The following is a 26,222-nucleotide window of genomic DNA, read 5'->3' on the forward strand; positions in this document are numbered from 1 at the left end:
CCAGTCCCGGCTCCGGCCGCCCGGCCCGAACGTGTCCGACCTGCCCGGCACGGCTGTCGGTGCCGCGTGGCAGGATCGAGTACGTACACCTCGTACCCGCACGACGTACCCGCACGACGTGTTCGCTCGAAGGGGAGCAGCGCCATGGCCAGCAAGCCGCCCGCAGGTGATCCGGTCCAGGACGCGCCGCAGGTCGAGGCACCCAAGCATGCCGCCGCCGGCCTCCCCGCGATCGGCCACACGCTGCTCATGGCACAGCAGCAGATGGGGTTGCGGCGCACGGCGCAGACCTTGCTGAAGGTCAACCAGAAGGACGGCTTCGACTGTCCTGGCTGTGCGTGGCCCGAGGGCGACAAGCGGCACACGGCCGAGTTCTGCGAGAACGGGGCGAAGGCGGTCGCCGAGGAGGCGACGCTGCGCCGGGTGACGCCCGACTTCTTCGCCGCGCACCCCGTCGCCGACCTGGCGACCCGCAGCGGGTACTGGCTGGGCCAGCAGGGCCGGATCACACAGCCGATGTATCTGCCCGAGGGGGCCGAGCGGTACGAGGCGGTCACCTGGGAGCGGGCCTTCGGGATCATCGCCGAGGAGCTCACCGCGCTCGACTCCCCCGACGAGGCCCTCTTCTACACATCGGGGCGCACCAGTAATGAGGCGGCGTTCCTGCTGCAGCTCTTCGCCCGCGAGTTCGGCACGAACAATCTGCCGGACTGCTCCAACATGTGTCACGAGTCGTCCGGTTCGGCGCTGACGGAGACCCTCGGCGTCGGCAAGGGCAGCGTGTCCCTGGAGGACCTCCACCAGGCCGATCTGATCGTGGTGGCCGGGCAGAACCCGGGCACCAACCACCCCCGGATGCTGTCCGCCCTGGAGAAGGCGAAGTCCGCCGGAGCCAAGATCATCTCGGTGAATCCGCTGCCGGAGGCGGGCCTGGAGAAGTTCAAGAACCCGCAGACACCGCAGGGCATGATCAAGGGCGCCGCGCTCACCGACCTGTTCCTGCAGATCCGCATCGGCGGCGACCAGGCCCTCTTCCGCCTCCTCAACAAGCTGATCATGGAGACCGACGGAGGCGTCGACGAGCTCTTCGTACGCGAACACACCCATGGATACGAGGAGTTCAGGGCAGCCGCCAAGGAGGCCGACTGGGAGCGGACGCTCGCGGCGACCGGGCTGACCCGCGCCGAGATCGAGCAGGCCCTCTCCATGGTGCTCGCCTCCAGGCGCACCATCGTGTGCTGGGCGATGGGCCTGACCCAGCACAAGCACGCCGTGCCGACGATCCGCGAAGTCGTCAACTTCCTTCTGCTGCGCGGCAACATCGGCCGCCCCGGCGCCGGGGTGTGCCCGGTGCGCGGCCACTCCAACGTGCAGGGCGACCGCACGATGGGCATCTTCGAGCGGCCGGCGCCCGCCTTCCTCGACGCCCTGGAGAAGGAGTTCGGCTTCGCCCCGCCCCGCCACCACGGCTACGACGTCGTACGGTCCATCGAGGCGCTGCGCGACGGCAGGGCCAAGGTGTTCTTCGCGATGGGCGGCAACTTCGTCGGCGCGACCCCGGACACGGAGGTCACCGAGGCCGCGATGCGCCGGGCCTCACTGACCGTGCACGTGTCGACGAAGCTGAACCGTTCGCACGCGGTGACCGGCCGGCGGGCCCTGATCCTGCCCACCCTGGGGCGTACCGACAAGGACGTGCAGAAGAGCGGGCGGCAGTTCGTGACCGTCGAGGACTCCATGGGCATGGTGCACGCCTCCCGCGGCAACCTCACCCCCGCGAGCCCCCACCTGCTGTCCGAGCCGGCCATCGTCGTGCGCATGGCGCAGGCCACGCTGGGCGCCAGGTCGTCGATCGACTGGGCCGAGTTCGAGAAGGACTACGCGACCGTGCGCGACCGCATCGCGCGCGTCGTGCCCGGCTTCCAGGACTTCAACGCCAGGGTCGCCCACCCCGGCGGTTTCCAGCTGGCGCACGCCCCGCGCGACGAGCGCCGCTTCCCCACCGCCACCGGAAAGGCCAACTTCACGGCCGCCCCCGTCGAGGTCCCCGAGCTGCCCGAGGGCCGGCTGCTGCTGCAGACACTGCGCTCGCACGACCAGTACAACACCACCATCTACGGCCTCGACGACCGCTATCGCGGCATCAAGGGAGGCCGCCGCGTCGTCCTGGTCAACCCCGAGGACGCCCGCGAGCTGGGCCTGGCCGACGGCTCGTACACGGACCTGGTCGGCGAGTGGAAGGACGGGGTGGAGCGGCGCGCGCCGGGCTTCCGCGTCGTCCACTACCCGACGGCCCGCGGCTGCGCCGCCGCCTACTACCCCGAGACGAATGTCCTGGTGCCGCTGGGTGCGACGGCCGACGTCAGCAACACCCCGGCCAGCAAGTCGGTGATCGTGCGCTTCGAGAGCGCCGGGCGGGAGAGCGGGCAGCGGGAATGAGAGCCCGGTCCTAAGCGTTTGCTCAGGCATCTGGTATGACGGTGCGGACACAGCAGTGCGAGCGCAGATGAACGGAGCCGTGGCCCATGGGCGAGCAGAGCAGCGTGAAGTTCCCGCAGGAAGTCGTCGACGAGTACGCGGCCCTCGGCGTCGACCTGCCCGCCATGTTCTCCGCCGGACACCTGGGCACCCGCATGGGTGTGCAGGTCATCGAGGCCTCGGCGGAGCGCGTCGTGGGCACCATGCCCGTCGAGGGCAACACCCAGCCGTACGGGCTGCTGCACGGCGGCGCCTCCGCGGTGCTCGCCGAGACGCTCGGCTCGGTCGGCTCGATGCTGCACGGCGGCATCACCAAGATCGCGGTCGGCGTCGACCTGAACTGCACCCACCACCGCGGGGTGCGCAGCGGCCTGGTCACCGGCGTCGCCACCCCCGTGCACCGCGGGCGCTCCACGGCGACGTACGAGATCGTCATCACCGACGAGCAGGACAAGCGGGTCTGCACGGCGCGCCTGACCTGCCTGCTGCGCGACGCGGAGGGCCTCAAGGGCTGAGCCCGCACAGCCCGCGGAAGCCGAACGCGGATCGCTCAAGTCCGGTTTGCGGCAGGCGAGTTGGGCATCGGATGGCCGGTGGGTCGATGACTCACCGGCCATTGTCATGTCGGCGGACCGGGTCCTAACGTCGTGTCATGAGAACCCGAGCGCGGCCACGGGTACGGATACGGTTCGCGCCGCTGTGCGCGCTCGCTCTGGCGGCGGCCCTGGCGGGCTGTTCGGCCGGGCACGACGCCACGCCCGCCGACACCCCGAGCCGGTCCCCCTCGGCCCTCGACTCGCCCTCGCCGCACACCACTTCGCCTGCCGAGCTCTGCACGCACCTGATCACGTACTGGGCGAAGCAGGAGCTCGACGAGGGGCAGGGCTCCGGGCTCGACTACCAGGAGAAAGGCCTGTCCGACGGGCAGAACGAGATCCTCCTGACCACCCTCGCCGCGGCCCGCAAGGAACGTGCGGCCCACGGCGCGGCCGCGGGCGACCGGCTCATCGAGCAGCAGGCGCAGCGCGGTTGCGCCGAGCGCTACCGCAACGGCATCCCGACGACGGACCCTTGGGCCCAGACGAAGCAGCCCACCCCCTCAGGATCTTCGTGACTGTGCGTGACAATCGCGCCGGACACCGGAGAGCGAAATCCGGCCACCGAACAGAGCCCCGTCGGCCACCGACCGACATCCGGACACAAATCGGCCTGTCAGCACCATGATCCCCCCAAGCCCCTTAGCGGAACTGGGCGTTCTCATCATGCGAGAAATCCCAGTGTCACGAAATGTACAGATTGTCCGCCCTGTGCCGTCAAGGTTTGGCCTTGGGATAACAAGAAAGTCACATCCTGTCCCGGCCGCTCCCCACCCCCCTCGGCTGCGCTTAGAGTCACGGCCAGTCACCGCGCCGCCGGGTGCGACTGCTGCACGGCCCTTACCACCCAGTACGGCCCGGCGACCGACACGGCACCTCGCACACGAGGAGGCCGCGCCAGGGAAAGGACCCATCGTGCGACACCGTTCCTTGCTCATCCTCACCACAGTGCTCACCACAGGCGCACTCACACTCACCGCCTGCGGTTCGCGCGACAAAGGCGGCGACGACAGCAGCGGCAAGAAGCAGACCGTCGTCATAGGCGTCGACGCACCCCTCACGGGTGACCTGTCCGCCCTCGGCCTCGGCATCAAGAACTCCGCCGACCTCGCCGCCCAGACGGCGAACAAGCAGAACCTCGTCCCCGGCGTCGAGTTCAAGACCCAGCCGCTCGACGACCAGGCCCAGCCGTCCGTCGGCCAGCAGAACGCCACCAAGTTCATCGGCGACAAGAGCGTCGTCGGCGTCGTCGGCCCCCTCAACTCCAGCGTCTCGCAGTCCATGCAGAAGCCGCTGAACGACGCGGGCCTCACCCAGATATCCCCCGCGAACACGGGCACCGAACTGACCCAGGGCGACGGCTGGAAGACCGGAAACAAGGTCCGCCCCTACAAGACCTTCTTCCGCACCGCCACCACCGACCAGGTCCAGGGCGCCTTCGCCGCCAAGTACCTGTTCAACAACGCCAAGATCGACTCGGTCTACCTCATCGACGACCAGAAGACCTACGGCGCCGGCCTCGCCGCGTCCTTCAAGGACACCTTCACCAAGCTCGGCGGCAAGATCGTCGGCTCCGACCACATCAACCCCGACGACCGCGACTTCAACGCCATCGTCGCCAAGGTCAAGAACACCGGAGCCAAGGCCCTCTACTACGGCGGCGAATACCCCGCCGCCGGCCCCCTGAGCCAGCAGCTCAAGGACAGCGGCACCAACATCCCGCTCATGGGCGGCGACGGCATCTACAGCGCCGACTTCATCAAGCTCAACAAGAAGGCCGCCGGCGACCTCGCCACCTCCGTCGGCAAGCCCGTCGAACAGCTCGACTCCGCCAAGACCTTCATCGCCAACTACAAGGCAGCCAACTACAAGGACGCCTACGAGGCCTACGGGGGCGGCACCTACGACGCCACCTGGGCCATCATCCAGGCCGTCAAGGACGTCGTCACCGCCAACAACGGCAAGCTCCCCAGCGGCGACCTGCGCGCCAAGGTCCTCGACGCCGTCGGCAAGGTCAAGTTCGACGGAGTCACCGGCCCCGTCTCCTTCGACCAGTACGGCGACACCACCAACACCATGATGACCGCCTACAAGGTCACCGACGGCGCCTGGAAGCCCGAGCTCAGCGAGGCCTACAAGCCGTAACCCGGCGACATCCCGCCCCAGCACTCAAATGGACCGCGCGGGAGCGCCACCAGCGCTCCCGCGCGGTGCCATATCCGATCACTTCACGGAGGCCCCGCGGTGCACGAACTGCCGCAACAGCTGGCCAATGGACTCATCCTCGGCGCGATGTACGGACTGATCGCGATCGGCTACACGATGGTCTACGGCATTGTCCAGCTCATCAACTTCGCCCACGGCGAGATATTCATGGTCGGGGGCTTCGGGGCTCTCACCGTCTTCCTCGCACTCCCGGCAGGCTTCTCACTCCTCGCCGCCATCCCCCTCATGATCATCGGCGGAGTCATCGTCTCCGTCCTCGTCGCCACCGCAGCCGAACGCTTCGCCTACCGGCCCCTGCGCAACGCACCACGGCTCGCCCCCCTCATCACCGCGATCGGCCTCTCCCTCGCTCTCCAGCAGGCCGTATGGAAGTGGTACCCCGACGCCAAGAAGGACCGCTCCTTCCCCCAGTTCGACGGCAGCCCCTTCCACGTCCTCGGCGCCAACATCCAGCGCGGCGACCTCTTCATCCTCATCGCCGCCCCCGTCTGCATGATCGCCCTCGGGTTCTACGTCACCAAAACCCGCACCGGCCGCGGCATGCAGGCAACCGCCCAGGACCCCGACACCGCCAAGCTCATGGGCATCAACACCGACCGCATCATCGTCATGGCCTTCGCCATCGGCGCCGCGTTCGCAGCCGTCGCAGCCGTCGGCTACGGCCTCCACAACGGCCAAGTCGGCTTCCGCATGGGCTTCATCATGGGCCTCAAAGCCTTCACCGCAGCAGTCCTCGGCGGCATCGGCAACATCTACGGAGCCATGCTCGGCGGCATCGTCCTCGGCCTCGCCGAATCCCTCGCCGTCGGCTACATCGGCAACATCCCCAGCATGGAACTCTTCGGCGGCGGCGCCTGGAAGGACGTATGGGCCTTCGTCCTCCTCATCGTCGTCCTCCTCGTGCGACCCCAAGGCCTGCTCGGCGAACGCGTCGCGGACAGGGCGTGAACACCATGACCACCAACACCACCACACGCGCCAACGACAGCGGCACCCCGCTCGTCCCGCTGTTGCCCACCCCCCTCGCCCGGCACACCGTCACCGCAGGCTCCGCCATCGCCCTCATCGGCACCTTCATGGCCTGGACCTGGACCAGCGACTTCCCCGGCGACCTCACCGTCGACGGCTACCCCGGCGGCCTCCAGCTCCTCACCCTCACCACCGCCGCCCTCACCATCCTCTTCGCCCTCTCCACCTACGGCGTCCAAGGACTGCGCTGGCTCACCCCCGCCGGCACCAACGCACCCCTGCGCCTCCTCGCGCTCGCCACCCTCGGCACCACCGGGTACACCCTCGGCGCCATCTCCAGCGAACTCGGCGGCGTCGTCAACCTCGAACCCGGCGCCTACATCTCCGGCGTCGGCGCACTCATCGCCGCCATCGCCGCCTTCGCCCTCCCCGGCGACACCCCCGGCACCGACACCACCGGCGACAACGCCTGGCAACGCATCCGCCACACCCTCGCCGCCCCCAGCCCCCGCACCGCCAAGAACATCCCCGACTGGGCCGGCATCCTCATCATCGTCGCCGCCTTCGCCATCGGCCTCTACGTCTTCGCGTACGGCATCGACACCGAATACACCGAACTGTTCATCGGCTTCCTCATCACCGCCGTGTTCACATTCGCCGCAATCACCCAGGCAGGCCTCCTCGCCCGCCTCTCCGCACTCACCGCACAACACCGCACCGTCACCCTCAGCGCCGCCTTCGTCGCCGCGATCTGCTTCCCCTTCACGCAGTCCAGCGACGAATACGCCCTCATCGGCGCCAACATCCTCATCTTCGCCACCGTCGCCCTCGGCCTCAACGTCGTCGTCGGCCTCGCAGGCCTCCTCGACCTCGGCTACGTCGCCTTCCTCGGCGTCGGCGCCTACGCCGCAGCCCTCGTCTCCGGCGCCAGCACCTCCAGCCTCGGTGTCCACTTCCCGTTCTGGGCCGCCATCCTCGTCGGCGCCGGCGCATCCCTCATCTTCGGCGTCCTCATCGGCGCCCCCACCCTGCGCCTGCGCGGCGACTACCTCGCCATCGTCACGCTCGGCTTCGGTGAGATCTTCCGCATCACCATGAACAACCTCAACGGGAACAGCGGGCCCAACGTCACCAACGGCTCCCGAGGCATCCCCGCCATCCCCGACATCACGATCTTCGGATACGACCTCGGCATCAGCCACGACATCGCCGGCTTCACCCTCGGCAAACCCGGCAACTACTACCTGCTGATGCTCGTCGTCACCCTCGTCGTCGTCACCGTCTTCCGCCGCAGCGCCGACAGCCGCATCGGCCGCGCCTGGGTCGCCATCCGCGAAGACGAAACCGCCGCCACCGCCATGGGCATCAACGGCTTCCGCGTCAAACTCATCGCCTTCGCACTCGGCGCCACCCTCGCCGGACTCGCCGGCACCGTACAAGGCCACCTCACCAGCACCGTCACCCCCGAGCAATACCAATTCGCCGGCTCCGTACCCCCCAACTCCGCCTTCCTCCTCGCCGCCGTCATCCTCGGCGGCATGGGAACCATGAGCGGACCCCTCATCGGCGCATCCCTGCTCTACCTCATCCCGGCCAAACTCCAATTCATGCAGGACTACCAGCTCCTCCTCTTCGGAGTAGCCCTCATCGTCCTCATGCGCCTGCGCCCCGAAGGCATCGTCGCCGACCGCAGGAAAAAGCTCGAATTCCACGAAACCGGCCAACTCGACGTGCCGGACGAGAGCCTCACCGACACACCCGTCGGCGTCACCAAGGCGGGGGCGTGACCAGCATGACCACCACGACCAACACCGTCCTCCAGGCCAGCGGCGTCACCATGCGCTTCGGCGGACTCACCGCCGTACGAGACGTCGACCTCACCGTCAACAGCGGCGAAATCGTCGGCCTCATCGGACCCAACGGCGCAGGCAAAACCACCTTCTTCAACTGCCTCACCGGCCTGTACGTCCCCACCGAAGGAAAAGTGACGTACAAGGACACCGTCCTGCCCCCCAAACCCCACCTCGTCACCCAAGCCGGCGTCGCCCGCACCTTCCAGAACATCCGCCTGTTCCCCAACATGACCGTCCTGGAAAACGTCCTCGTCGGCCGCCACACCCGCACCAAAGAAGGCCTCTGGTCCGCACTCCTGCGCCTCCCCGGATTCAAGAGGGCCGAGGACGCATCCCGCGAACGAGCCATGGAACTCCTGGAGTTCACCGGCCTCGCCGCAAAAGCCGACCACCTCTCCCGCAACCTCCCCTACGGCGAACAACGCAAGCTCGAAATCGCCCGCGCCCTCGCCAGCGAACCCGGACTCCTCCTCCTCGACGAGCCCACCGCCGGCATGAACCCCCAAGAAACCCGCGCCGCCGAAGAACTCATCTTCGCCATCCGCGACCAAGGCATCGCCGTCCTCGTCATCGAGCACGACATGCGCTTCATCATGAACCTCTGCGACCGCGTCTCCGTCCTCGTCCAAGGCGAAAAACTCGTCGAAGGCACCCCCGACATCGTCCAGGCCGACGAACGCGTCATCGCCGCCTACCTCGGCACCCCCTTCGAAGGCGCACCCGGAGAAGAAGAAATCGCCGAAGTAGAAGCGGCGGAATCGGCGCAGAGCACCACCAGCACCGAAGGAGACACCCCGTGACCGCACTCCTCGAAGTCGAGGACCTCCGGGTCGCCTACGGCAAAATCGAAGCCGTCAAAGGCATCTCCTTCAGCGTCGAAGCAGGCCAGGTCGTCACCCTCATCGGCACCAACGGCGCCGGAAAAACCACCACCCTGCGCACCCTCTCCGGCCTCCTCGAACCCCTCGCCGGACACATCAAATTCGACGGCAAACCGCTCAAGAACGTCCCCGCACACAAAATCGTCGCCCTCGGAATGGCCCACTCCCCCGAAGGCCGCCACATCTTCCCCCGCATGACCATCGAGGACAACCTCCGCCTCGGCGCCTACCTCCGCGACGACAAAGCAGGCATCGAAAAAGACATCCAGCGCGCCTACGACCTCTTCCCCATCCTCGGAGAACGCCGAAAGCAAGCAGCCGGCACCCTCTCCGGCGGCGAACAGCAAATGCTCGCCATGGGCCGCGCCCTCATGTCCCAGCCGAAACTGCTGATGCTGGACGAACCCTCCATGGGCCTCTCGCCGATCATGATGCAGAAAATCATGGCCACCATCAGCGAACTCAAAGCCCAGGGCACCACCATCCTGCTCGTCGAACAGAACGCCCAAGCCGCGCTCTCCCTCGCCGACCAGGGACACGTCATGGAAATCGGCAAAATCGTCCTCTCCGGAACCGGACAGGACCTCCTCCACGACGAATCCGTCCGCAAGGCCTACCTCGGCGAAGACTGAATTCGGGGTACGTACGAGAGTGGCCCGCATCCGGGGTGCCGGACGCGGGCCACTCTCATTTATGCGCGGGGGGGCTACTGACCCTTCGCCGCCTTCTTCTCCTCGGCGTCCTCAATAACCGCCTCGGCCACCTGCTGCATCGACATCCGCCGATCCATCGACGTCTTCTGAATCCACCGGAACGCCGCCGGCTCCGACAGCCCGTACTGCGTCTGCAGCACCGACTTCGCCCGGTCCACCAACTTCCGCGTCTCCAAACGCTGCGAGAGGTCCGCGACCTCCTGCTCCAGCGCCTTCAGCTCCGTGAACCGCGACACCGCCATCTCGATCGCCGGCACGACATCGCTCTTCGAGAACGGCTTCACCAAGTACGCCATCGCACCGGCATCCCGGGCCCGCTCGACCAGATCCCGCTGACTGAACGCCGTCAGCATCAGCACCGGAGCGATCGACTCCTTCGCGATCAGCTCGGCGGCGGAGATCCCGTCCAGGACGGGCATCTTCACGTCGAGGATCACCAGATCCGGCTGGTGCTCCCGGGCGAGCTCGACGGCCTTCTGCCCGTCACCGGCCTCGCCCACGACCGAGTAGCCCTCTTCTTCGAGCATCTCTTTGAGGTCGAGCCGGATGAGGGCCTCGTCCTCGGCGATGACGACGCGGGTCGTCAACGGGGGGACGTGCGTCGCATCGTCGTCGTCTGCGATGGGCTGGGGCGACTCGGGGGCGGTCACGGGGGCTCCTCGTTTTAAGGCAAGTACTGCTTCCCAAGAGCGTACCTAGCTGCGGTATGGTGGGGGCACGCAGGGTAACCATGCACCTTGCTTTCCAAGGCCCCAGTACTCCAACTGGTCAGAGAGGCCGCTCTCAAACAGCGGACAGTGTGGGTTCGAATCCCACCTGGGGCACTTTTCTTTCGTTTCGAAGGTCACGCCATTTCAAGCGGAGGCTCACGTTCGCGTGGACCTCCGCTTTTTGCTACGCAGAGCAACCTCAAATCACGCAGAGTGCTCGCATGAACTTTCACGGCACAGAAGTGCGGCAGAAGGCGCTCACGCTGCTACGGAGCGGGAAGAGGAACGCGGACGTGGCGCGCCAGTTGGACGTGCCGCTCGGCACAGTCTCGTACTGGCTCCATGTAGACCGCTCCAAGCGAGGTGAATGCCCGGGCTCCCACGACCCGAAGTGCCCGCGCTGCGACGGCCGCCCCCTGGACCCCGCGGCGTATGCGTACCTGCTTGGCCTCTACCTCGGCGACGGTCACATCAGTCAGTACTCGAAGCACCGGGTGCCCAGTCTCATGATCACCCTGGACGACGCCTGGCCAGGAATCCAGGCGGAAGCCGAGGCCGCGATGCGCACGGTCTTCCCCGACAACGCCACGTGCCGAGTCCGCAAAATCGGCTGCCACAACATCAAGGTCTGCTCGAAGCATCTGACCTGCCTGTTCCCGCAGCACGGCCCGGGCAAGAAGCACGATCGCCGGATTTCCCTGGAACGATGGCAGCAGGAGATAGTCGACGCGTATCCGTGGCAATTCATCCGAGGGCTCATCCACTCTGACGGGTGTCGCATCACCAACTGGACGACCCGCCTCGTGGGCGGCGAACGCAAGCGCTACGAATACCCCCGCTACCTCTTCACCAACAAGTCTGACGACATCCGCGCCCTCTGCGGCGCAGCACTCGACCTCGTCGGCGTCGAGTGGACCACCCTCGCGCGCGGCAGCGACCCGTTCAACATCTCCATCGCCCGCAAGGCATCCGTCGCATTGATGGACCAACACATAGGCCCCAAGTACTGAGGAGCAAGGGCGGGGCCCCCTGCAAGGGGTGGGCAAGGGGCCGTGGCCCAGGGTTACTTGGGGCTGTCGTCCTCGCCGATGTGGTGGACGCGGACCAGGTTCGTAGAACCGGGGACGCCCGGCGGGGAGCCCGCCGTGATGACGACCACGTCGCCCTTCTTGCAGCGGCCCACCTTCAGGAGCATCTCGTCGACCTGGGCCACCATCTCGTCGGTGGATTCGACGTGCGGGCCGAGGAACGTCTCCACGCCCCACGTCAGGTTGAGCTGGGAGCGGGTGGCCGGCACGGGGGTGAAGGCGAGGAGCGGGATCGGGGAGCGGTAGCGGGAGAGGCGTTTGACGGTGTCGCCGGACTGGGTGAAGGCGACGAGGAATTTCGCGCCGAGGAAGTCGCCCATTTCGGCGGCTGCCCGGGCGACGGCGCCGCCTTGTGTACGGGGCTTGTTGCGGTCGGTCAGTGGGGGCAGGCCCTTGGCCAGGACGTCCTCTTCGGCGGCTTCTACGATGCGGCCCATCGTGCGTACCGTTTCGACGGGGTATTTGCCGATACTGGTCTCGCCGGAGAGCATCACCGCGTCCGTGCCGTCGATGACCGCGTTGGCGACGTCGCTCGCTTCGGCCCTGGTGGGGCGGGAGTTGTCGATCATTGAGTCGAGCATTTGGGTGGCGACGATGACCGGCTTGGCGTTGCGCTTGGCGAGTTTGATGGCTCGCTTCTGGACGATCGGGACGAGTTCGAGGGGCATTTCCACGCCGAGGTCGCCGCGCGCGACCATGATGCCGTCGAAGGCGGCGACGATGTCGTCGATGTTGTCGACGGCCTGGGGTTTTTCGATTTTGGCGATGACGGGGAGGCGGCGGCCTTCTTCGTCCATGATGCGGTGGACGTCTTCGATGTCGCGGCCGCTGCGGACGAAGGAGAGGGCGATGATGTCGGCTCCGGTGCGCAGGGCCCAGCGGAGGTCGTCCTGGTCTTTTTCGGAGAGGGCGGGGACGGAGACGGCGACTCCGGGGAGGTTGAGGCCTTTGTGGTCGGAGACCATGCCGCCTTCGGTGACGAGGGTGTGGACGCGGGGTCCGTCGACGGCGGTGACTTGGAGGGCGACTTTGCCGTCGTCGACGAGGATGCGTTCGCCGGTGGTGACGTCGGCGGCGAGGCCGGGGTAGGTGGTGCCGCAGAGGTGGCGGTCGCCTTGGGTGTCGGGTTCGACGGTGATGGTGAACTCGTCGCCGCGTTCAAGGAGTACGGGGCCTTCGGCGAAGTGTCCGAGGCGGATCTTCGGGCCTTGAAGGTCGGCGAGGATGCCGACGTTGTGGCCGGTTTCGTCGGAGGCCTTGCGGACGTGTTGGTAGCGCTCTTCGTGGTCGGCGTAGGTGCCGTGGCTGAGGTTGAAGCGGGCTACGTCCATTCCGGCTTCGACCAGGGCTTTGATCTGGTCGTATGTGTGGGTGGCGGGGCCCAGTGTGCAGACGATTTTGGCTCGGCGCATGCTGCGAGCCTAGGGCTTACCGGTGGGTAGAGATTTCGTCGCGGGTTACTGCTCAACAACCTTTGGGTGAAGGGTGGTTGACAAGTGTTGAATTGTGCGCGGGGGCGCTCCGATGAGCATGTCGGGGCGCCCGGCGTGCGTGCGTACTACCCGGTGTCAGAGGGTGGGCGGGGTCATGATGAAGCGGGCGTTGACGCGGGCGTGGACGGATTGGCGTTGGGGTTCGAGGTCGAGGGCGGGGGCTGGTTCGGCGGTGCCGGGGGCTGCGGTGCGGAAGGCCGTGCCGCCGCCTGCGGGGCGGCCGTAGCCGGCGGTGGGGGTGTCGGCGCCGGGGTCGGAGAGTTCGACGAGGGCGGCGAGGGTGGTGCCGAGGGCGTCGGCGTATTCGCGGGCGCGTACGACGGCTTGTTGGACGGCTTGGCGGCGTGCTTCGCCGTATGTGGGTGAGTCGTGGCGCAGGGACCACCAGGGTCCGTCGACGCGGGTGAGTTCGAGGTCGGCGAGGCGGGTGGTGAGTTCGCCGAGTGCGGTGAAGTCGTTGAGTTCGGCGGTGATGTGGACGGTGCCGTGGTGGGTGCGTACGCGTTCGCCGCGGCCGTGTTTGGTGAGTTCGGGGGTGAGGGTGAAGGCTCCGGTTTCGAGTTTTTCGATGGCGTCGCCGTAGTTCTTGATGAGGTCGATGGTGTGGGTGTTGCGGCGGGTGAGGTCGTCGAGGGTGGCTCGGCGGTCGGGGCCGCGGGTGGCGATGGTGATGGTGATGCGGGCGATTTCGGGGTCGGCTTCGAGGTGGGCTTCGCCGTGGACGGCGAGGCGTGGCTGCTCGGGGGTTCCGTAGGGCTGGGTGTCGGTCATGGGGCTCACTGTGGCATCTCGTTCTGTCAGGTGCCGGTCATCGAATCGAAACCTGCGGGGGGTGTTGCGGGTGGTGGCTGTTGCGTCAGAATCCGTGGGTTCTACGCGCGTCGCGGTCCGGTGGACGATGCGACGGGCCGTCTCTTCGGTCCGCTCAACTTCTACGCGCGTCACACGACTTCAGGGAGATGACCATGCCGCTGAACCGCAGGACGTTCCTGGGCACTACGGCCGCCGCAGGGGCCGGTGTGGCTGTTGCCGGGGGTACGGCGCTGCCCGCCGAGGCTGAGACGCGGGGCCGGGGGGACCACGGGTACGGGCGTCCGCCGAAGCGGTACGCGTTCTCCGTGATGGGCACGACGGATCTGCACGGCCATGTCTTCAACTGGGACTACTTCACGGACAAGGAGTACGACGACGCGGCGCACAACGACGTGGGTCTGGCGAAGATCTCGACGTTGGTGGATCAGGTCCGCAAGGAGAAGGGCCGTCACAACACGCTGTTGATCGATGCGGGTGACATCATCCAGGGCACTCAGCTGTCGTACTACTACGCGCGCGTGGAGCCGATCACGGGTTCGGGCGGCAGGCGGGGCCCGGAGCATCCGATGGCGCTGGCGATGAACCACATGCGCTACGACGCCGCCGCGCTCGGCAACCACGAGTTCAATTACGGGATTCCGACGCTGCGGGCGTTCCAGGATCAGCTGGACTTCCCTCTCCTGGGGGCGAATGCGCTGGATGCGAAGACGCTGAAGCCGGCGTTTCCTCCTTACACGGTGCGCCGGCTGAGGACGCCGCACGGTCCGGATGTGAAGGTGGGGATCCTGGGTCTGACGAATCCGGGGATCGCGATCTGGGACAAGGCCAATGTGCAGGGGAAGATGACGTTCCCTGGCCTGGTGGAGCAGGCGAAGATCTATGTGCCGAAGCTGCGGGCGCTGGGTTGTGACGTGGTGATCTGCACGGATCATTCGGGTCTTGACGGCTCTACGTCGTACGGGGACGCGTTGCCGTATCCGGAGAACGCGTCGTCGTTGGTGGCGGAGCAGGTGCCGGGTATCGACGCGATTCTGGTGGGTCACACGCACAAGGAGGTGGCGTCGCGGACGGTGGTGAACAAGGAGACCGGTAAGTCCGTGGTCCTGTCGGAGCCGTACATGTGGGGTATGCGGCTGAGTGTCTTCGATTTCGCCCTGGAGTTCTCGAAGGGGCGTTGGCATGTGACGTCGGTGACGGCGGATGTGCGCAACGCGAATGCGGTGGCCGAGGATCCGGTGGTGTCGAGGCTGGTGAAGGCGGAGCACGACAAGGTCGTGGCGTACGTCAATCAGGTGGTGGGCACCAATGGTGCGGAGATGCGGTCCGTGGAGGCTCCGTACAAGGACGTGCCGATCATTGACCTGATCAATCACATCCAGGCGGAGACGGTGAGGGCGGCGCTTGCGTCGACCGAGTACAAGTCGCTGCCCGTGCTGTCGCAGGCGGCGTGTTTCTCGCGGTCGGCGGTGATTCCGGCCGGCCAGGTCACGATCAAGGATGTGGCGGGTCTGTATGTGTACGAGAACACGTTGGAGGCACGGCTTCTGACGGGCGCTCAGGTGCGGGCGTATCTGGAGTTCTCGGCGAACTACTACGTGCAGACGACGGGCACGGTGGATCCTGCGAAGATCACGAACGCGAACAATACGCCGGACTACAACTACGACGTGGTGAGCGGCGTTTCGTACGAGGTGGACATCGCGAAGCCGGCCGGTTCGCGGGTTTCGAAGGTGATGTTCGACGGGAAGCCGTTGGACGACAAGGCGCAGTTCGTGCTCGCGGTGAACAACTACCGGGCCAATGGTGGCGGTAATTTCCCGGGGGTGGCCACGGCCAAGCAGCTGTGGGCGAACTCCGACGAGATCCGTAACACGATGATCGCGTGGGTGAAGGCGAAGGGTGTCATCGATCAGGCGGAGTTCGCTTCGGTGGACTGGAAGCTGACGCAGAACGGTGTTGCCGTGTTCTGAGCCGTCGGCTCGTTGTGTGTCACCGCTGTTCGACGAGCGGTACCAGGCCCCCTGGCTGTTGTGCCGGGCGGGCCTGGTTTTTTTTGCCGAGGCCGAAGGTGGTGAAGGAGGTGCGGGTGGGCAGGGGGTAGGGCTCTTTGTCGGTGAGGGAGTTGAGGATGACGGCGCTGCGCCAGGCGGCGAGGCCGAGGTCGGGGGTGCCGACGCCGTGGGTGTGCCTTTCGGCGTTCTGGATGTAGACGTTCCCGGTGACGGTGTTGTCGAGCAGGAGCCTGAACTCTTCGTCGATGCGGGGGCGTTGGGATCCGTCGTAGCGCATGTAGGGGTCGAGTCCGGCGAGCAGCTGGGTGAGGGGGCGTTCGCGGTAGCCGGTGGCGAGGACGACGGCGTCGGTGGTGAGGCGGTCGCGTACGCCTTGCTGGGTGTGTTCGAGGTGGAGTTCGACCTTGGTGGTGGCGACGCGTCCCGCGGTGCGTACGCAGACGCCGGGGGTCATGGTGACGTCGGGCCAGCCGCCGTGCTGGGTGCGGCGGTAGAGCTCGTCGTGGATGGCGGCCATGGTGTCGGCGTCGATGCCTTTGTGGAGTTGCCATTGGCGGGGCAGGAGCTGGTCGCGTACGGCTTCGGGCAGGGCGTGGAAGTAGCGGGTGTAGTCGGGGGTGAAGTGTTCGAGGCCGAGCTTGGAGTACTCCATGGGTGCGAATGCTTCGGTGCGGGTGAGCCAGGTGATTTTTTCGGCGCCGGCGGGGCGGTTGCGCAGGAGGTCGAGGAAGACTTCGGCGCCCGACTGGCCGGAGCCGATGACGGTGATGTGGTCGGCGGTGAGGAGTCGTTCGCGGTGGTCGAGGTAGTCGGCGGAGTGGATGACGGGGACGGCGGGGGCGTCGGCGAGGGGCTTGAGGGGTTCGGGGATATGGGGTTCGGTGCCGACGCCGACGGCGAGGTGGTGGGCGTAGGTGCGGCCGAGCGCTTCGGCTTCGCCGTGGATGTCGAGTTGGGTGTAGTCGATTTCGAAGAGGGCGCGTTCGGGGTTCCAGCGGACGGCGTCGATCTGGTGGGAGAAGTGGAGGTCGGTGAGGTTTTCGCTGACCCAGCGGCAGTAGGCGTCGTATTCGGTGCGCTGGATGTGGAATTTTTCGGCGAAGTAGAACGGGAAGAGCCGTTCGCGGTGCTTGAGGTAGTTGAGGAATGACCAGGGGTTGGCGGGGTCGACGAGGGTGACGAGGTCGGCGAGGAAGGGGACTTGGAGGGTGGCGCCTTCGATGAGGAGGCCGGGGTGCCAGTGGAAGGCGCGGCGTTGTTCGTAGAAGGCGGTGTCGAGTCCGCCGGGTACGCCGTGGGCGAGGGCGGCGAGGGAGAGGTTGAAGGGTCCGATGCCGATGCCGACGAGGTCGCGGGGGTGTTCTTCGGGTGTGGGGGGTTGGGGGGTCATCGGGGGGTGCCTTCCGTGCTGGTGCCGAGGGTGGTTTCGAGGAGGGTGTGCAGGTCGTGGGGGGTGAGGTGGGGGTTGAGGAGGGTGGCTTTGAGCCAGAGGCGGCCGTCGGCGCGGGCGCGGCCGAGGACGGCGGTGCCGTTGGTGAGCAGGGTGCGGCGGATGTGGGCGACGGTGTCGTCGGTGGCGTCGCGGGGGCGGAAGAGGACGGTGGTGAGGGCGGGGTGTTCGTAGAGCTCCAACTGGGGGTGTTGGTCGATGAGTTGGGCGAGTGCGCGGGCGTGGGCGTGGACGTGGTCGATGAGGTGGGCGAGGCCGTCGCGGCCGAGGGCTCGTAGGGTGACGGCGATTTTGAGGACGTCGGGGCGGCGGGTGGTGCGCAGGGAGCGGCCGAGGAGGTCGGGCAGGCCCGCGTCGGTGTCGTCGTCGGCGTTGAGGTAGTCGGCGGTGTGGCCGAGGGGGGTGAGGTGGTGGGGGTCGGCGACGGCGAGGAGTCCGGCAGCGACGGGTTGCCAGCCGAGTTTGTGCAGGTCGAGGGTGACGGTGTGGGCGCGTTCGATGCCTGCGAGCTGGTGGCGGTGCCGGTCGCTGAAGAGGAGGGGTCCGCCGTAGGCGGCGTCCACGTGGAGGGGCGCGTGGTGGGTGGCGCACAGGTCGGCGATGGCGGGCAGGGGGTCGATGGCGCCGGTGTCGGTGGTGCCGGCGGTGGCGACGACGAGGAGGGGGTGGTGGAGGTCGGTGAGGGCGTCGTCGAGGGCGGCGAGGTCGGTGGTGCCGGTGGGGGCGGGTACGACGACGGGTTCGGGCAGGCCGAGGAGCCAGGCGGCGCGGTGGATGGAGTGGTGGGTGTGGGCGCCGCACACGACTTGGACGGGGCCGTGGTGTTCGCGGGCGAGGAGGAGGGCGAGCTGGTTGGACTCGGTGCCGCCGGTGGTGATGAGGGCGTCGCCGTGGGGCCAGATTTCCTGGCCGAGGGTGCGGGTGAGGAGTGCTTCGAGTGCGGAGGCGGCGGGGGCCTGGTCCCAGGAGTCCATGGACGGGTTGAGGGCCGATGCTGCGAGGTCGGCGGCTGTCGCGAGGGCGAGGGGCGGGGTGTGGAGGTGGGCGGCGCAGTGGGGTTCGGCGGGGTCGGCGGCGCCTTCGGCGAGGGTGCGGACGAGCGTGGTGAGGGCTTCTTGGGCGCCGGTGCCGTGGGTGGGGAGGATGTCGTGGGCGGCGTCGTGGACGCGCCGGGCGACGGCTTCGGGGCCGCCCGGGGGCAGTGGGCCGCCGCGGGTTTTCGCCCCTTGGTGGAGGGCGTCGAGTACGACGTCGAGGAGGGGGCGCAGGGCCGCGGGCCCTGCGGTGCCTCCGGCGAGGGGCGGGCTGTGCATGGGGTTCCTTCGGGTGTGCGAGCAGCGGCTTGCACCAGCGTGGTCCGCTGTCTGCTGGTGAAGCCGCTGTGCTCAACGATCTCAACCCGAAAGTGGTATTGCCTTGCGGTGGGGGCGAGTTGGGGTGGGTGATTGCTGCTATGGCCCGCTCTGGCCGCCCCTGGCTCGCCCCCCGGTGGTTCAGCTGCGCACGGTCAGGGCGCGGCGCAGGTCGTCGACCTGGTCGGCGAGTTTGCGGCGCAGGGCGGGCAGGAGGTCGGTCCGGTCGAGGCAGGTTTCGCCGAGGTGTACGGCGTCGGCGTCGACGACGGGGGCGGGGAAGGCGTAGCGGCCGGCGGCTTCGGCGATGGCGGGGCCGCGGCGGGCGGCGAGGGGGACGGCGTCCTGGTAGTAGCGGGTGACGTAGGGCTGGAGGATGTCGGCCTGTTCGGGTTGCCAGAAGCCTTGGGCGGTGGCGGTGAACAGGTAGTTGGACAGGGTGTCGCTCTGGAACATGGCGGTCCAGGCGGCTTCCTTGGCGGCGGGGGTGGGCAGGGCGGCGCGGCAGCGGGCGGCGCCTTCTTCGCCGGTGGCGCTGGGGTCGGCGGCGAGGGCGGCGGCGATTTCCTTGTCGTCGGTGGCGCCGAGGACGGCGAGGCGGGTGAGGATGCGCCAGCGCAGTTCGGGGTCGAGTTCGGGGCCGCCGGGGACGCTGCCGTCGTCGAGCCAGCCGCGGATGGTGTCGGGCTGGGCCGCGGCGTCGATGAAGTGGCGTACGGCGGTGAGGCGCAGGCCGGGGTTGCTGCCGTCCTCGGTGCGGCGCAGGAGGGCGCGGGTGAGGTCGGTGAGGAGGGCGAGGGCGGCGGGGCGGTCGGCCGCGGCGAGGTAGCGGTTGGCGATCTGGGTGCCGGCGAAGGTGAGGACGCCCTGGACGACGGCGAGGTCGGCTTCCTCGGCGAGGTGGGCGCGGGCGGTCTCCAGGTAGGCGGCGGGCGGGAGTTCGCCGTCGCGGACCATGTCGCGCAGGGTGTTCCACAGGACGGCGCGGGTGAGTGCGTCGGGTACGCCGGCCAGGGAGCGCAGGGCGGTTTCGGCGGAGGTGTCGTCGAGGCGGACCTTGGCGTAGGTGAGGTCGTGGTCGTTGAGGACGAGGAGGGCGGGGCGCCTTCCGGGGCGTGCGGTGGTGGCTTCGCCCCGGGGTGCGTCGGAGGTCTCGGCCGCGTCGGTGGTTCGGGCCGCGTGGGTGGTTTGGGGTACGTCGATGTCGAAGCGTTCGCGCAGGACGAGGTGGCGGCCGTCGTTGATGTCGCGGTCGTAGGCGCCGACGGTGAGGCGGTGGGGGCGTTCGCCGTGCTGGGTGACGGTGAGGTGCCAGTTGCCGTCGGCTTCGGTGACGGTGGGAGTGAGGGTGTCGACTCCGGTGGTGCCGAGCCACTGCCGGGCCCAGGCGTGGACGTCTCGGTCGGTGGTGGAGGCGAGGGAGTCGATGAAGTCGGCGAGGGTGGCGTTGGCGAACTTGTGCCGCTCGAAGTGGGTGTTGATGCCGGCGAGGAAGTCCTTTTCGCCCAGCCAGGCGACGAGTTGGCGCAGCGCCGAGGCGCCCTTGGCGTAGGAGATGCCGTCGAAGTTGAGCATCGCGGATGCGGTGTCGGGGACGGCGTCGGGTGCGGGGGCGACGGGGTGGGTGGTGGGCCGCTGGTCGGCGTCGTAGCCCCAGGCCTTGCGGGCGATGCCGAAGTCGACCCAGGTGTCGCTGAAGCGGGTGGCTTCGGTGAGGGTCTGGTAGCCCATGTATTCGGCGAAGGACTCGTTCAGCCAGATGTCGTCCCACCACTGGAGGGTGACGAGGTCGCCGAACCACATGTGGGCCATTTCGTGGGCGATGACCATGGCGCGGGTCTGGCGTTCGGTGTCGGTGACGGCGGAGCGGTAGACGAATTCGTCGCGGAAGGTGACGAGTCCGGGGTTCTCCATGGCGCCGGCGTTGAATTCGGGGACGAAGGCCTGGTCGTAGGAGTCGAAGGGGTAGGGCTCGTCGAACTTCTCGTGGTAGCGGTCGTAGCACTGCCGGGTGATCTCGAAGAGTTCGTCGGCGTCGGCGTCGAGGTGGGGGGCGAGCGAGCGGCGGCAGTGCAGGCCGAAGGGCAGGCCTGCGTGTTCGGTGGTCACCGAGTGCCAGGGGCCGGCGGCGAGTGCTACGAGGTAGGTGGAGATGAGGGGGGTGGTGGCGGCTTTCCAGCGGCCGTCGGCCTGCTGCTCGGTGATGCCGTTGGCGAGGACCTTCCAGCCGTCGGGGGCCTTGACGGTGAGGTCGAAGGCGGCCTTGAGGTCGGGCTGGTCGAAGGCGGCGAAGACGCGCTGGACGTCTTCCATGAAGAGCTGGGTGTAGGTGTAGGTCTCGCCGTCGGCGGGGTCGGTGAAGCGGTGCAGTCCTTCGCCGGTGTGGGAGTAGTTCATAACGGCGTCGACGTGCAGTTCGTGGGGGCCCGCAGTGAGGTGGGGCAGCGCGAGGCGGTTCTCGGTGAGGGTTTCGGGGTCCAGGGGCTGCCCGTCGAGGGTGACCGAGCGCAGGGTGGCGGGCTTGAGCTCGACGAAGGTGTCCCCGGCGGTGCGTGCGGTGAAGTGGATGGCGGTGCGGGATGCGAAGGTGTCCTCGCCGCCGGTGGTGAGATCGAGTTCGATGCGATACCGCTGTACGTCGAGGAACTGGGCTCGGGTCTGCGCTTCGTCGCGCGTCAGTACGGACATGGGGCCCATGCTGCCGGAAAGGGACGGGTGAGCACAGGGGCGGAGGGGCTCGGCTCTCACCCGGCGCGGGCGGCGGGCCGGGCTGCGTGGAAGCGGGTGACGCGGGCCCACTGCGGTGCGGTCGTCGGTGGTGAGGGTGGGGCGGGGCGTGGCCGCGACGGTCGGTGCCGTCGTCAGGCGCCCGGAGACTGCACGGGGAGGTCTCGTTCGGCGGCTGCCGCGGCGAGCCTCTTGTCATAGGTGACGAAAGCGGTCAGGGCCTGTTCGAGGTGTTCGGCGCAGGCCAGGTGGATCGCGTCCAGGCTGCGAAGGTGCCGTTGCGGGAACTGGCCGGCGGCGCGCAGGATCTGGTCGGTGAGGCGGATGCGCAGGACCCGGTCCAGCATCTCCTCGGCGGCATCGCCCAGTTCGGGGTCGGCTCCGGCCCGCACCAGGGTACGGGCGACCTCGGTCTGGGTGAGTGCGGAGGTCACGTGTCCCTCTGCGGCCCGGGCGGCCAAGAAGGTGCGCAGCGCTGGTGTCTCCGCTTCCGGGAGCAGGAGTTTGAGCAGCGCGCAGGAGTCGAGGTAGATCATCGCTCTTCCTCTTCGCGCAGGGAGCGCAGTACTTCGGAGAGCCGGGCGGGCTGCCCCGGCCGGGCGGGGAGGGGTCGCCAGTCGGCGAGGCCGCGGGCCGAGGCGGCGTTGTCCGGATCTACGGTGCCGGTGCGCACGAGGTCCTCCATGACCCGCTGTTCCGGGTCCGGCGGGCCGAGGACCGCGATGAGCCGGCCGTTGCGGGTGATCTCCACTCGCTCACCGGATGCGACTCTGTCGATCAGTTCGCTGGCGTGCTGTTGGAGCTGGCGAATGGGGACTCTGGTCGTCATGGTTCCACGCTAGCCCCGAACGTGCGTCATTCCCCGGGGCGTGCGTCATGTTCGCCCGTACGAAGTACGCAAGGCGCCGGGGGGCCTCTGTGTTCGGCCGGGCGGCGGCCGGGGTGTTCGGTGTCAGGCGGACTTGGCGATGGTCTCGTGGTGCCGGATGACCTCGGCGATGATGAAGTTGAGCAGCTTCTCGGCGAAGGCCGGGTCGAGCTTGGCGTTCTCGGCGAGGCGGCGCAGCCGGGCGATCTGCTCGGCTTCGCGCGAGGGGTCGGCCGGGGGGAGCTTGTGTTCGGCCTTGAGGTGGCCGACCTGCTGGGTGCATTTGAAGCGCTCGGCCAGCATGTGCACGACAGCCGCGTCGATGTTGTCGATGCTGTCGCGGAGCCGGGACAGCTCTGCCTGCACGGAGGGGTCGCTCGTGGTCATGGTCATCGAGCTTACGTGGCGTGGCCCGCGATCGTCGGCGGGTGTTCAGGATCCGGGATCCGGTGGCTCCAGCCGCCGGGGACGGACCGGCCCTGCTGCTCGCGGAAACGTACGGGTGCGATGCCGACGCGGCGGGTGAACAGGCGGGAGAAGTAGGCGGGGTCGTCGTAGCCGACGCGGCGGGCGACGGCCGCGACCGGCAGTTCCGTGGCGGCGAGGAGTTCTTTGGCGCGGCCGAGGCGGATGCCGAGGAGGTAGTCCTTGGGGCTGCAGCCGGCGGCCCGGCGCACGGCGGTGCGCAGTTCGGCGGGGGTCATGCCATGCCGGGACGCGTGTTCGGCCACCGACAACGGCTGGAACGCGTCGCGGGCCAGGGCGTCGAGGACGAGGTCGCCGTCGGGGGCGACGTCGGCGCGGGCGCGGCGCAGCGCGACGAGCAGTTCGTGGACGGCGGCGGCGGTCTCGACCTCCAGGAGCGGGTTGCCGCGGCGGGCGGCTCTGGCGATGCGGCCGATGGCGGCGCGGGCGCCCACGGTGTCGCTGAGCGGTACGACGGGCCGGTCGGGTTCGATGTAGCCGAGTTCGGTGTAGGTGCTGGTGGCGGGCCCGGTGAAGTCGACGAACGACTCGTCCCAGCCGGTGGCGGGGTCGGGCCCGTAGTGGTGGGGCACGCCGGGGGTGAGCCAGATCAGGGCGGGTGCGGTGACGGGGACCTCGCGGCCGTCGGGGCCGCGGAACCAGCCGCCGCCTGCGCCGATGACGACGGCGACGTGGTGGTCGAGGGTGCGGGGCCCGACGGTGGGCAGCGTGCCGTGCTGGAGTCCCACCCCGAGGCAGACCAGGCCGAGCCGGTGGTGGGCCGGACTCGGGGTGAAATATCGCATCCAGGTGTGATACATGCCGGTTTCCGCTTCCTCCCGGGTCCCCCTTGCGTCCAATCAGCGCCGATCTTTGTCCATGGACCACCGCCGCGCCAGGGGCAAGAGTGGCCGGGCGCAGTGATCGAGAGAGATGGGCGGGCCGGCCGGTGGGCGACTTCACCGTGGGGGACGAGGACTTTCTGCTCGACGGGCGGCCGGTGCGCCTCCTGTCGGGCGCGCTGCACTATTTCCGGGTGCACGAGGCGCAGTGGGGCCACCGGCTCGCGATGCTGCGGGCGATGGGCCTGAACTGCGTCGAGACGTATGTGCCGTGGAACCTGCACGAGCCGTTCCTGGGCCGGTACGAGGATGTGGGGGCGCTGGGCCGCTTCCTGGACGCCGCACACGAGGCGGGCCTGTGGGCGATCGTGCGTCCCGGGCCGTACATCTGTGCCGAGTGGGAGAACGGGGGCCTCCCGCACTGGCTGACGGGCCGGCTCGGGCGCCGGGTGCGGACGGACGACTCCGAGTACCTGGTCCATGTGAACCGCTGGTTCCGCACGCTGCTCCCCCAGGTCGCCGAGCGCCAGACCGACCGGGGCGGGCCGGTGCTCATGGTGCAGGTGGAGAACGAGTACGGCAGCTACGGCAGCGACCGGGGCTATCTGCGCCACCTCGCGGACCTGCTGCACGAGTGCGGCATCACCGTGCCGCTGTTCACCTCCGACGGCCCCGAGGACCACATGCTGACCGGCGGCTCCCTGCCGGGCATCCTGGCCACGGCGAACTTCGGCAGCGACGCCCGCGAGGGCTTCGCGGTCCTGCGCCGCCACCAGCCGTCCGGCCCCCTGATGTGCATGGAGTTCTGGTGCGGCTGGTTCGACCACTGGGGCGCGGACCATGTGGTGCGGGACGCGGCGGACGCGGCGGCGACCCTGCGGGAGATCCTGGAGTGCGGGGCGTCGGTCAACATCTACATGGCGCACGGCGGCACCAGCTTCGCGGGCTGGTCGGGCGCGAACCGGGCGGGCGATCTGCACGTGGGCGCGCTGGAGCCGACGGCGACGTCGTACGACTACGACGCGCCGATCGACGAGGCGGGCAGGCCGACGGAAAAGTTCTGGCGGTTCAGGGAGGTACTGGCGGCCTACGCGGATGGCCCGTTGCCCGAACTCCCGCCGGAACCACGGGAGTTCACGGGCCCGTTGCAGGTTGACGTGAATGACTGGGCGCCCTTGAACGACGTCCTCGATGCCCTGGGCGGGGAGGAGAGCGAGTGTCCGGTCCCGCCGACGTTCGAGGAGCTGGAGGTGGACCGGGGCCTTGTCCGCTACCGCGTGGACGTCCCCGGACCCAGGCAGCCGTATCCGCTCGGCGTGCTCGGGCTGCGCGATGTGGCGACGGTGTACGTGGACGGGGTACGGGCCGGGGTCCTGGACACCGAGGACGCGACGCTGGCGGATCCCGTGCCGGGGGGCGTGGAGGTCGAGCTGTGGGTGGAGTCCCTCGGCCGGGTCAACTACGGGCCGCGCAGCGGGGAGCCGAAGGGGATCACGGGTGGGGTGCTGCATGAGCGGCAGTTCCTGCACGGGGTGCGGGCGCGGGGGCTGCGCCTGGATGCCTTCGCCTCGTCGGAGGCGGTGTCGAAGGTGCCTTTCGGTACGCCTCCGGGGTCGAGGGCGACGGGCCTGTACCGGGGCGGGTTCGACCTGCCGTCGACGGNCTGTACCGGGGCGGGTTCGACCTGCCGTCGACGGCGCCCGGAGAGTCGTTCGGCCGACTGCGACTCCCTGGCTGGGGGCGGGGGTTCGTGTGGGTGAACGGGTTCTGTCTGGGGCGGTACTGGGGGGTTGGGCCGGGGGTCTCGCTGTATGTGCCGGGGGCGGTGCTGCGGGCGGGGGCGAATGAGGTGTGGGTGCTGGAGCTGGAGGGGGCGGGTGGGACTGTGACGCTGGGATCACTCCCCGCCCCGCCCCTTCCCGCTGTGTCACTGTGCGGCTCCGCCGCGTGGACCCGGGGGTGACACGGCCTTCTCCGCCTGAGCCCAGGACGGGGTGTGCGCGGGGCGTGGCGTGACGGGATAGTCCGGAAGATCGGCCCCGCTGGGCGGCCAGGGAGAGAAGCTCCCCTGGTGGGTGTGGGGGTGGGTCTCGGTACTGAGGTTGTCACTCATGCGGCCATGCTGCCCTGCTTTCCTGATCCCTTGCAGGGGGCGGGGGAGCGCTTGGGCGGGCGGTCGCCTGCGGTCCGTGCGGGCTGCTCGCGCCGTTCCCCGCGCCCCTGGCAGGGTGCGACGCGAGCCCCCTGATCTGCCCGGGCGGCGACCCACCCCCTCGACCGCAGACCGTACGTGGCTGCTCGCGCAGTTCCCCGCGCCCCTGACAGCATGCCGGGCGGGCACACCCAGCACGTCCAGGCGGACAACCTCCGACCCCTTCAACTGCGGGCCGTGCGTAGTTGCTCGCACAGTTCCCCGCGCCCCTAACAGCATGCCGGGCGGGCACACCCAGCACGTCCAGGCGGACAACCTCCGACCCCTTCAACTGCGGGCCGTGCGTAGTTGCTCGCACAGTTCCCCGCGCCCCTAACAGGATGCAGCGCAGGCACCCCGATCCGCCCGGGGAACAGACCCCCGGCCCCCTTCAACTGCCGACCGTGCGTGGTTGTTCGCGCAGTTCCCCGCGCCGGTCACGTCCACTGGAGTGGTGTATCGACGGCCACTCGGTGATCTCGTTTTGAGGCTATG

At 68.5% G+C, this 26,222-nt stretch carries 20 protein-coding genes, 1 tRNA gene and 1 pseudogene; 12 read left to right on the forward strand and 10 right to left on the reverse strand.

Annotation, left to right across the window (positions count from 1 at the left end):
- Positions 1-144 precede the first annotated feature (144 nt).
- The 8 genes from ABD346_RS07730 to ABD346_RS07765 all read left to right on the forward strand — a co-directional run bounded on the left by ABD346_RS07730 (position 145) and on the right by ABD346_RS07765 (position 9,635).
- Positions 145-2,439 carry an FdhF/YdeP family oxidoreductase gene (locus ABD346_RS07730; protein ID WP_344373295.1) on the forward strand — a complete coding sequence of 765 codons (2,295 nt, stop codon included), beginning with the start codon at positions 145-147 and terminating at the stop codon, positions 2,437-2,439.
- A gap of 86 nt (positions 2,440-2,525) precedes the next feature.
- Complete coding sequence (locus ABD346_RS07735; protein ID WP_344373296.1) at positions 2,526-2,993, forward strand: PaaI family thioesterase; 468 nt, start codon at positions 2,526-2,528, stop codon at positions 2,991-2,993.
- 137 nt (positions 2,994-3,130) lie between these two features.
- Positions 3,131-3,592 (forward strand): hypothetical protein, encoded by a 462-nt coding sequence (locus ABD346_RS07740; protein ID WP_344373298.1) that lies wholly within the window; start codon positions 3,131-3,133, stop codon positions 3,590-3,592.
- Positions 3,593-4,004: 412 nt separating this feature from the next.
- Positions 4,005-5,219 (forward strand): branched-chain amino acid ABC transporter substrate-binding protein, encoded by a 1,215-nt coding sequence (locus ABD346_RS07745; RefSeq protein WP_344373335.1) that lies wholly within the window; start codon positions 4,005-4,007, stop codon positions 5,217-5,219.
- A 99-nt stretch (positions 5,220-5,318) separates the two neighbouring features.
- Complete coding sequence (locus ABD346_RS07750) at positions 5,319-6,248, forward strand: branched-chain amino acid ABC transporter permease (protein WP_344373300.1); 930 nt, start codon at positions 5,319-5,321, stop codon at positions 6,246-6,248.
- 5 nt (positions 6,249-6,253) lie between these two features.
- On the forward strand, positions 6,254-8,056 hold the full coding sequence (locus tag ABD346_RS07755; protein ID WP_344373302.1) for a branched-chain amino acid ABC transporter permease: 1,803 nt from the start codon (positions 6,254-6,256) through the stop codon (positions 8,054-8,056).
- 5 nt (positions 8,057-8,061) lie between these two features.
- Positions 8,062-8,922, forward strand: a complete 861-nt coding sequence (locus ABD346_RS07760) for an ABC transporter ATP-binding protein (protein ID WP_381227078.1) — start codon at positions 8,062-8,064, stop codon at positions 8,920-8,922.
- Positions 8,919-9,635 carry an ABC transporter ATP-binding protein gene (locus ABD346_RS07765; protein ID WP_053729284.1) on the forward strand — a complete coding sequence of 239 codons (717 nt, stop codon included), beginning with the start codon at positions 8,919-8,921 and terminating at the stop codon, positions 9,633-9,635. The genes ABD346_RS07760 and ABD346_RS07765 overlap by 4 nt, the downstream gene beginning before the upstream one ends.
- A gap of 74 nt (positions 9,636-9,709) precedes the next feature.
- On the opposite strand, the gene ABD346_RS07770 is transcribed toward ABD346_RS07765, so the two are convergent.
- Complete coding sequence (locus ABD346_RS07770) at positions 9,710-10,366, reverse strand: ANTAR domain-containing response regulator (protein ID WP_344373306.1); 657 nt, start codon at positions 10,364-10,366, stop codon at positions 9,710-9,712.
- A 99-nt stretch (positions 10,367-10,465) separates the two neighbouring features.
- On the opposite strand from ABD346_RS07770, the gene ABD346_RS07775 reads away from it, so the two are divergent.
- Both ABD346_RS07775 and ABD346_RS07780 read left to right on the forward strand, forming a co-directional pair.
- Positions 10,466-10,540: transfer RNA gene (locus tag ABD346_RS07775), tRNA-Leu, on the forward strand.
- Between the two features lie 107 nt (positions 10,541-10,647).
- A complete protein-coding gene (locus tag ABD346_RS07780; RefSeq protein ID WP_344373308.1) occupies positions 10,648-11,436 on the forward strand; it encodes a helix-turn-helix domain-containing protein in 789 nt (262 codons plus the stop codon).
- A 53-nt stretch (positions 11,437-11,489) separates the two neighbouring features.
- Here the strand turns inward: ABD346_RS07780 and pyk are convergent, their stop codons facing one another.
- Positions 11,490-12,926, reverse strand: coding sequence for a pyruvate kinase (gene pyk / locus ABD346_RS07785; protein WP_344373310.1), 1,437 nt, complete (start codon positions 12,924-12,926; stop codon positions 11,490-11,492).
- A 156-nt stretch (positions 12,927-13,082) separates the two neighbouring features.
- Positions 13,083-13,778, reverse strand: coding sequence for an SIMPL domain-containing protein (locus tag ABD346_RS07790; RefSeq protein WP_344373312.1), 696 nt, complete (start codon positions 13,776-13,778; stop codon positions 13,083-13,085).
- A gap of 194 nt (positions 13,779-13,972) precedes the next feature.
- On the opposite strand from ABD346_RS07790, the gene ABD346_RS07795 reads away from it, so the two are divergent.
- Complete coding sequence (locus tag ABD346_RS07795; RefSeq protein WP_344373314.1) at positions 13,973-15,790, forward strand: bifunctional metallophosphatase/5'-nucleotidase; 1,818 nt, start codon at positions 13,973-13,975, stop codon at positions 15,788-15,790.
- Between the two features lie 19 nt (positions 15,791-15,809).
- Here the strand turns inward: ABD346_RS07795 and ABD346_RS07800 are convergent, their stop codons facing one another.
- From ABD346_RS07800 to ABD346_RS07830, 7 genes are all read right to left on the reverse strand, one after another.
- Positions 15,810-17,222, reverse strand: a complete 1,413-nt coding sequence (locus ABD346_RS07800; RefSeq protein ID WP_344373316.1) for a lysine N(6)-hydroxylase/L-ornithine N(5)-oxygenase family protein — start codon at positions 17,220-17,222, stop codon at positions 15,810-15,812.
- On the reverse strand, positions 17,219-18,595 hold the full coding sequence (locus ABD346_RS07805) for a pyridoxal phosphate-dependent decarboxylase family protein (RefSeq protein WP_344373317.1): 1,377 nt from the start codon (positions 18,593-18,595) through the stop codon (positions 17,219-17,221). Before ABD346_RS07805 ends, ABD346_RS07800 begins: the two co-directional genes overlap by 4 nt.
- Positions 18,596-18,775: 180 nt before the next feature.
- Complete coding sequence (gene pepN / locus ABD346_RS07810) at positions 18,776-21,322, reverse strand: aminopeptidase N (RefSeq protein WP_344373318.1); 2,547 nt, start codon at positions 21,320-21,322, stop codon at positions 18,776-18,778.
- A 173-nt stretch (positions 21,323-21,495) separates the two neighbouring features.
- A complete protein-coding gene (locus ABD346_RS07815) occupies positions 21,496-21,897 on the reverse strand; it encodes a type II toxin-antitoxin system VapC family toxin (protein ID WP_344373319.1) in 402 nt (133 codons plus the stop codon).
- Entirely contained in the window at positions 21,894-22,190 is a 297-nt protein-coding gene (locus tag ABD346_RS07820; RefSeq protein ID WP_344373320.1) for a type II toxin-antitoxin system Phd/YefM family antitoxin, read from the reverse strand. The genes ABD346_RS07815 and ABD346_RS07820 overlap by 4 nt, the downstream gene beginning before the upstream one ends.
- 123 nt (positions 22,191-22,313) lie before the next feature.
- Complete coding sequence (locus tag ABD346_RS07825; RefSeq protein WP_344373321.1) at positions 22,314-22,616, reverse strand: chorismate mutase; 303 nt, start codon at positions 22,614-22,616, stop codon at positions 22,314-22,316.
- A gap of 11 nt (positions 22,617-22,627) precedes the next feature.
- Positions 22,628-23,515 (reverse strand): helix-turn-helix domain-containing protein, encoded by an 888-nt coding sequence (locus tag ABD346_RS07830; RefSeq protein WP_344373322.1) that lies wholly within the window; start codon positions 23,513-23,515, stop codon positions 22,628-22,630.
- Positions 23,516-23,643: 128 nt separating this feature from the next.
- On the opposite strand from ABD346_RS07830, the pseudogene ABD346_RS07835 reads away from it, so the two are divergent.
- Positions 23,644-25,499: pseudogene (locus ABD346_RS07835) on the forward strand (glycoside hydrolase family 35 protein).
- The last annotated feature ends 723 nt before the right edge of the window (positions 25,500-26,222 follow it).

This window comes from Streptomyces mauvecolor, assembly GCF_039532965.1.
GTDB classification, from domain to species: Bacteria; Actinomycetota; Actinomycetes; order Streptomycetales; family Streptomycetaceae; genus Streptomyces; species Streptomyces violascens.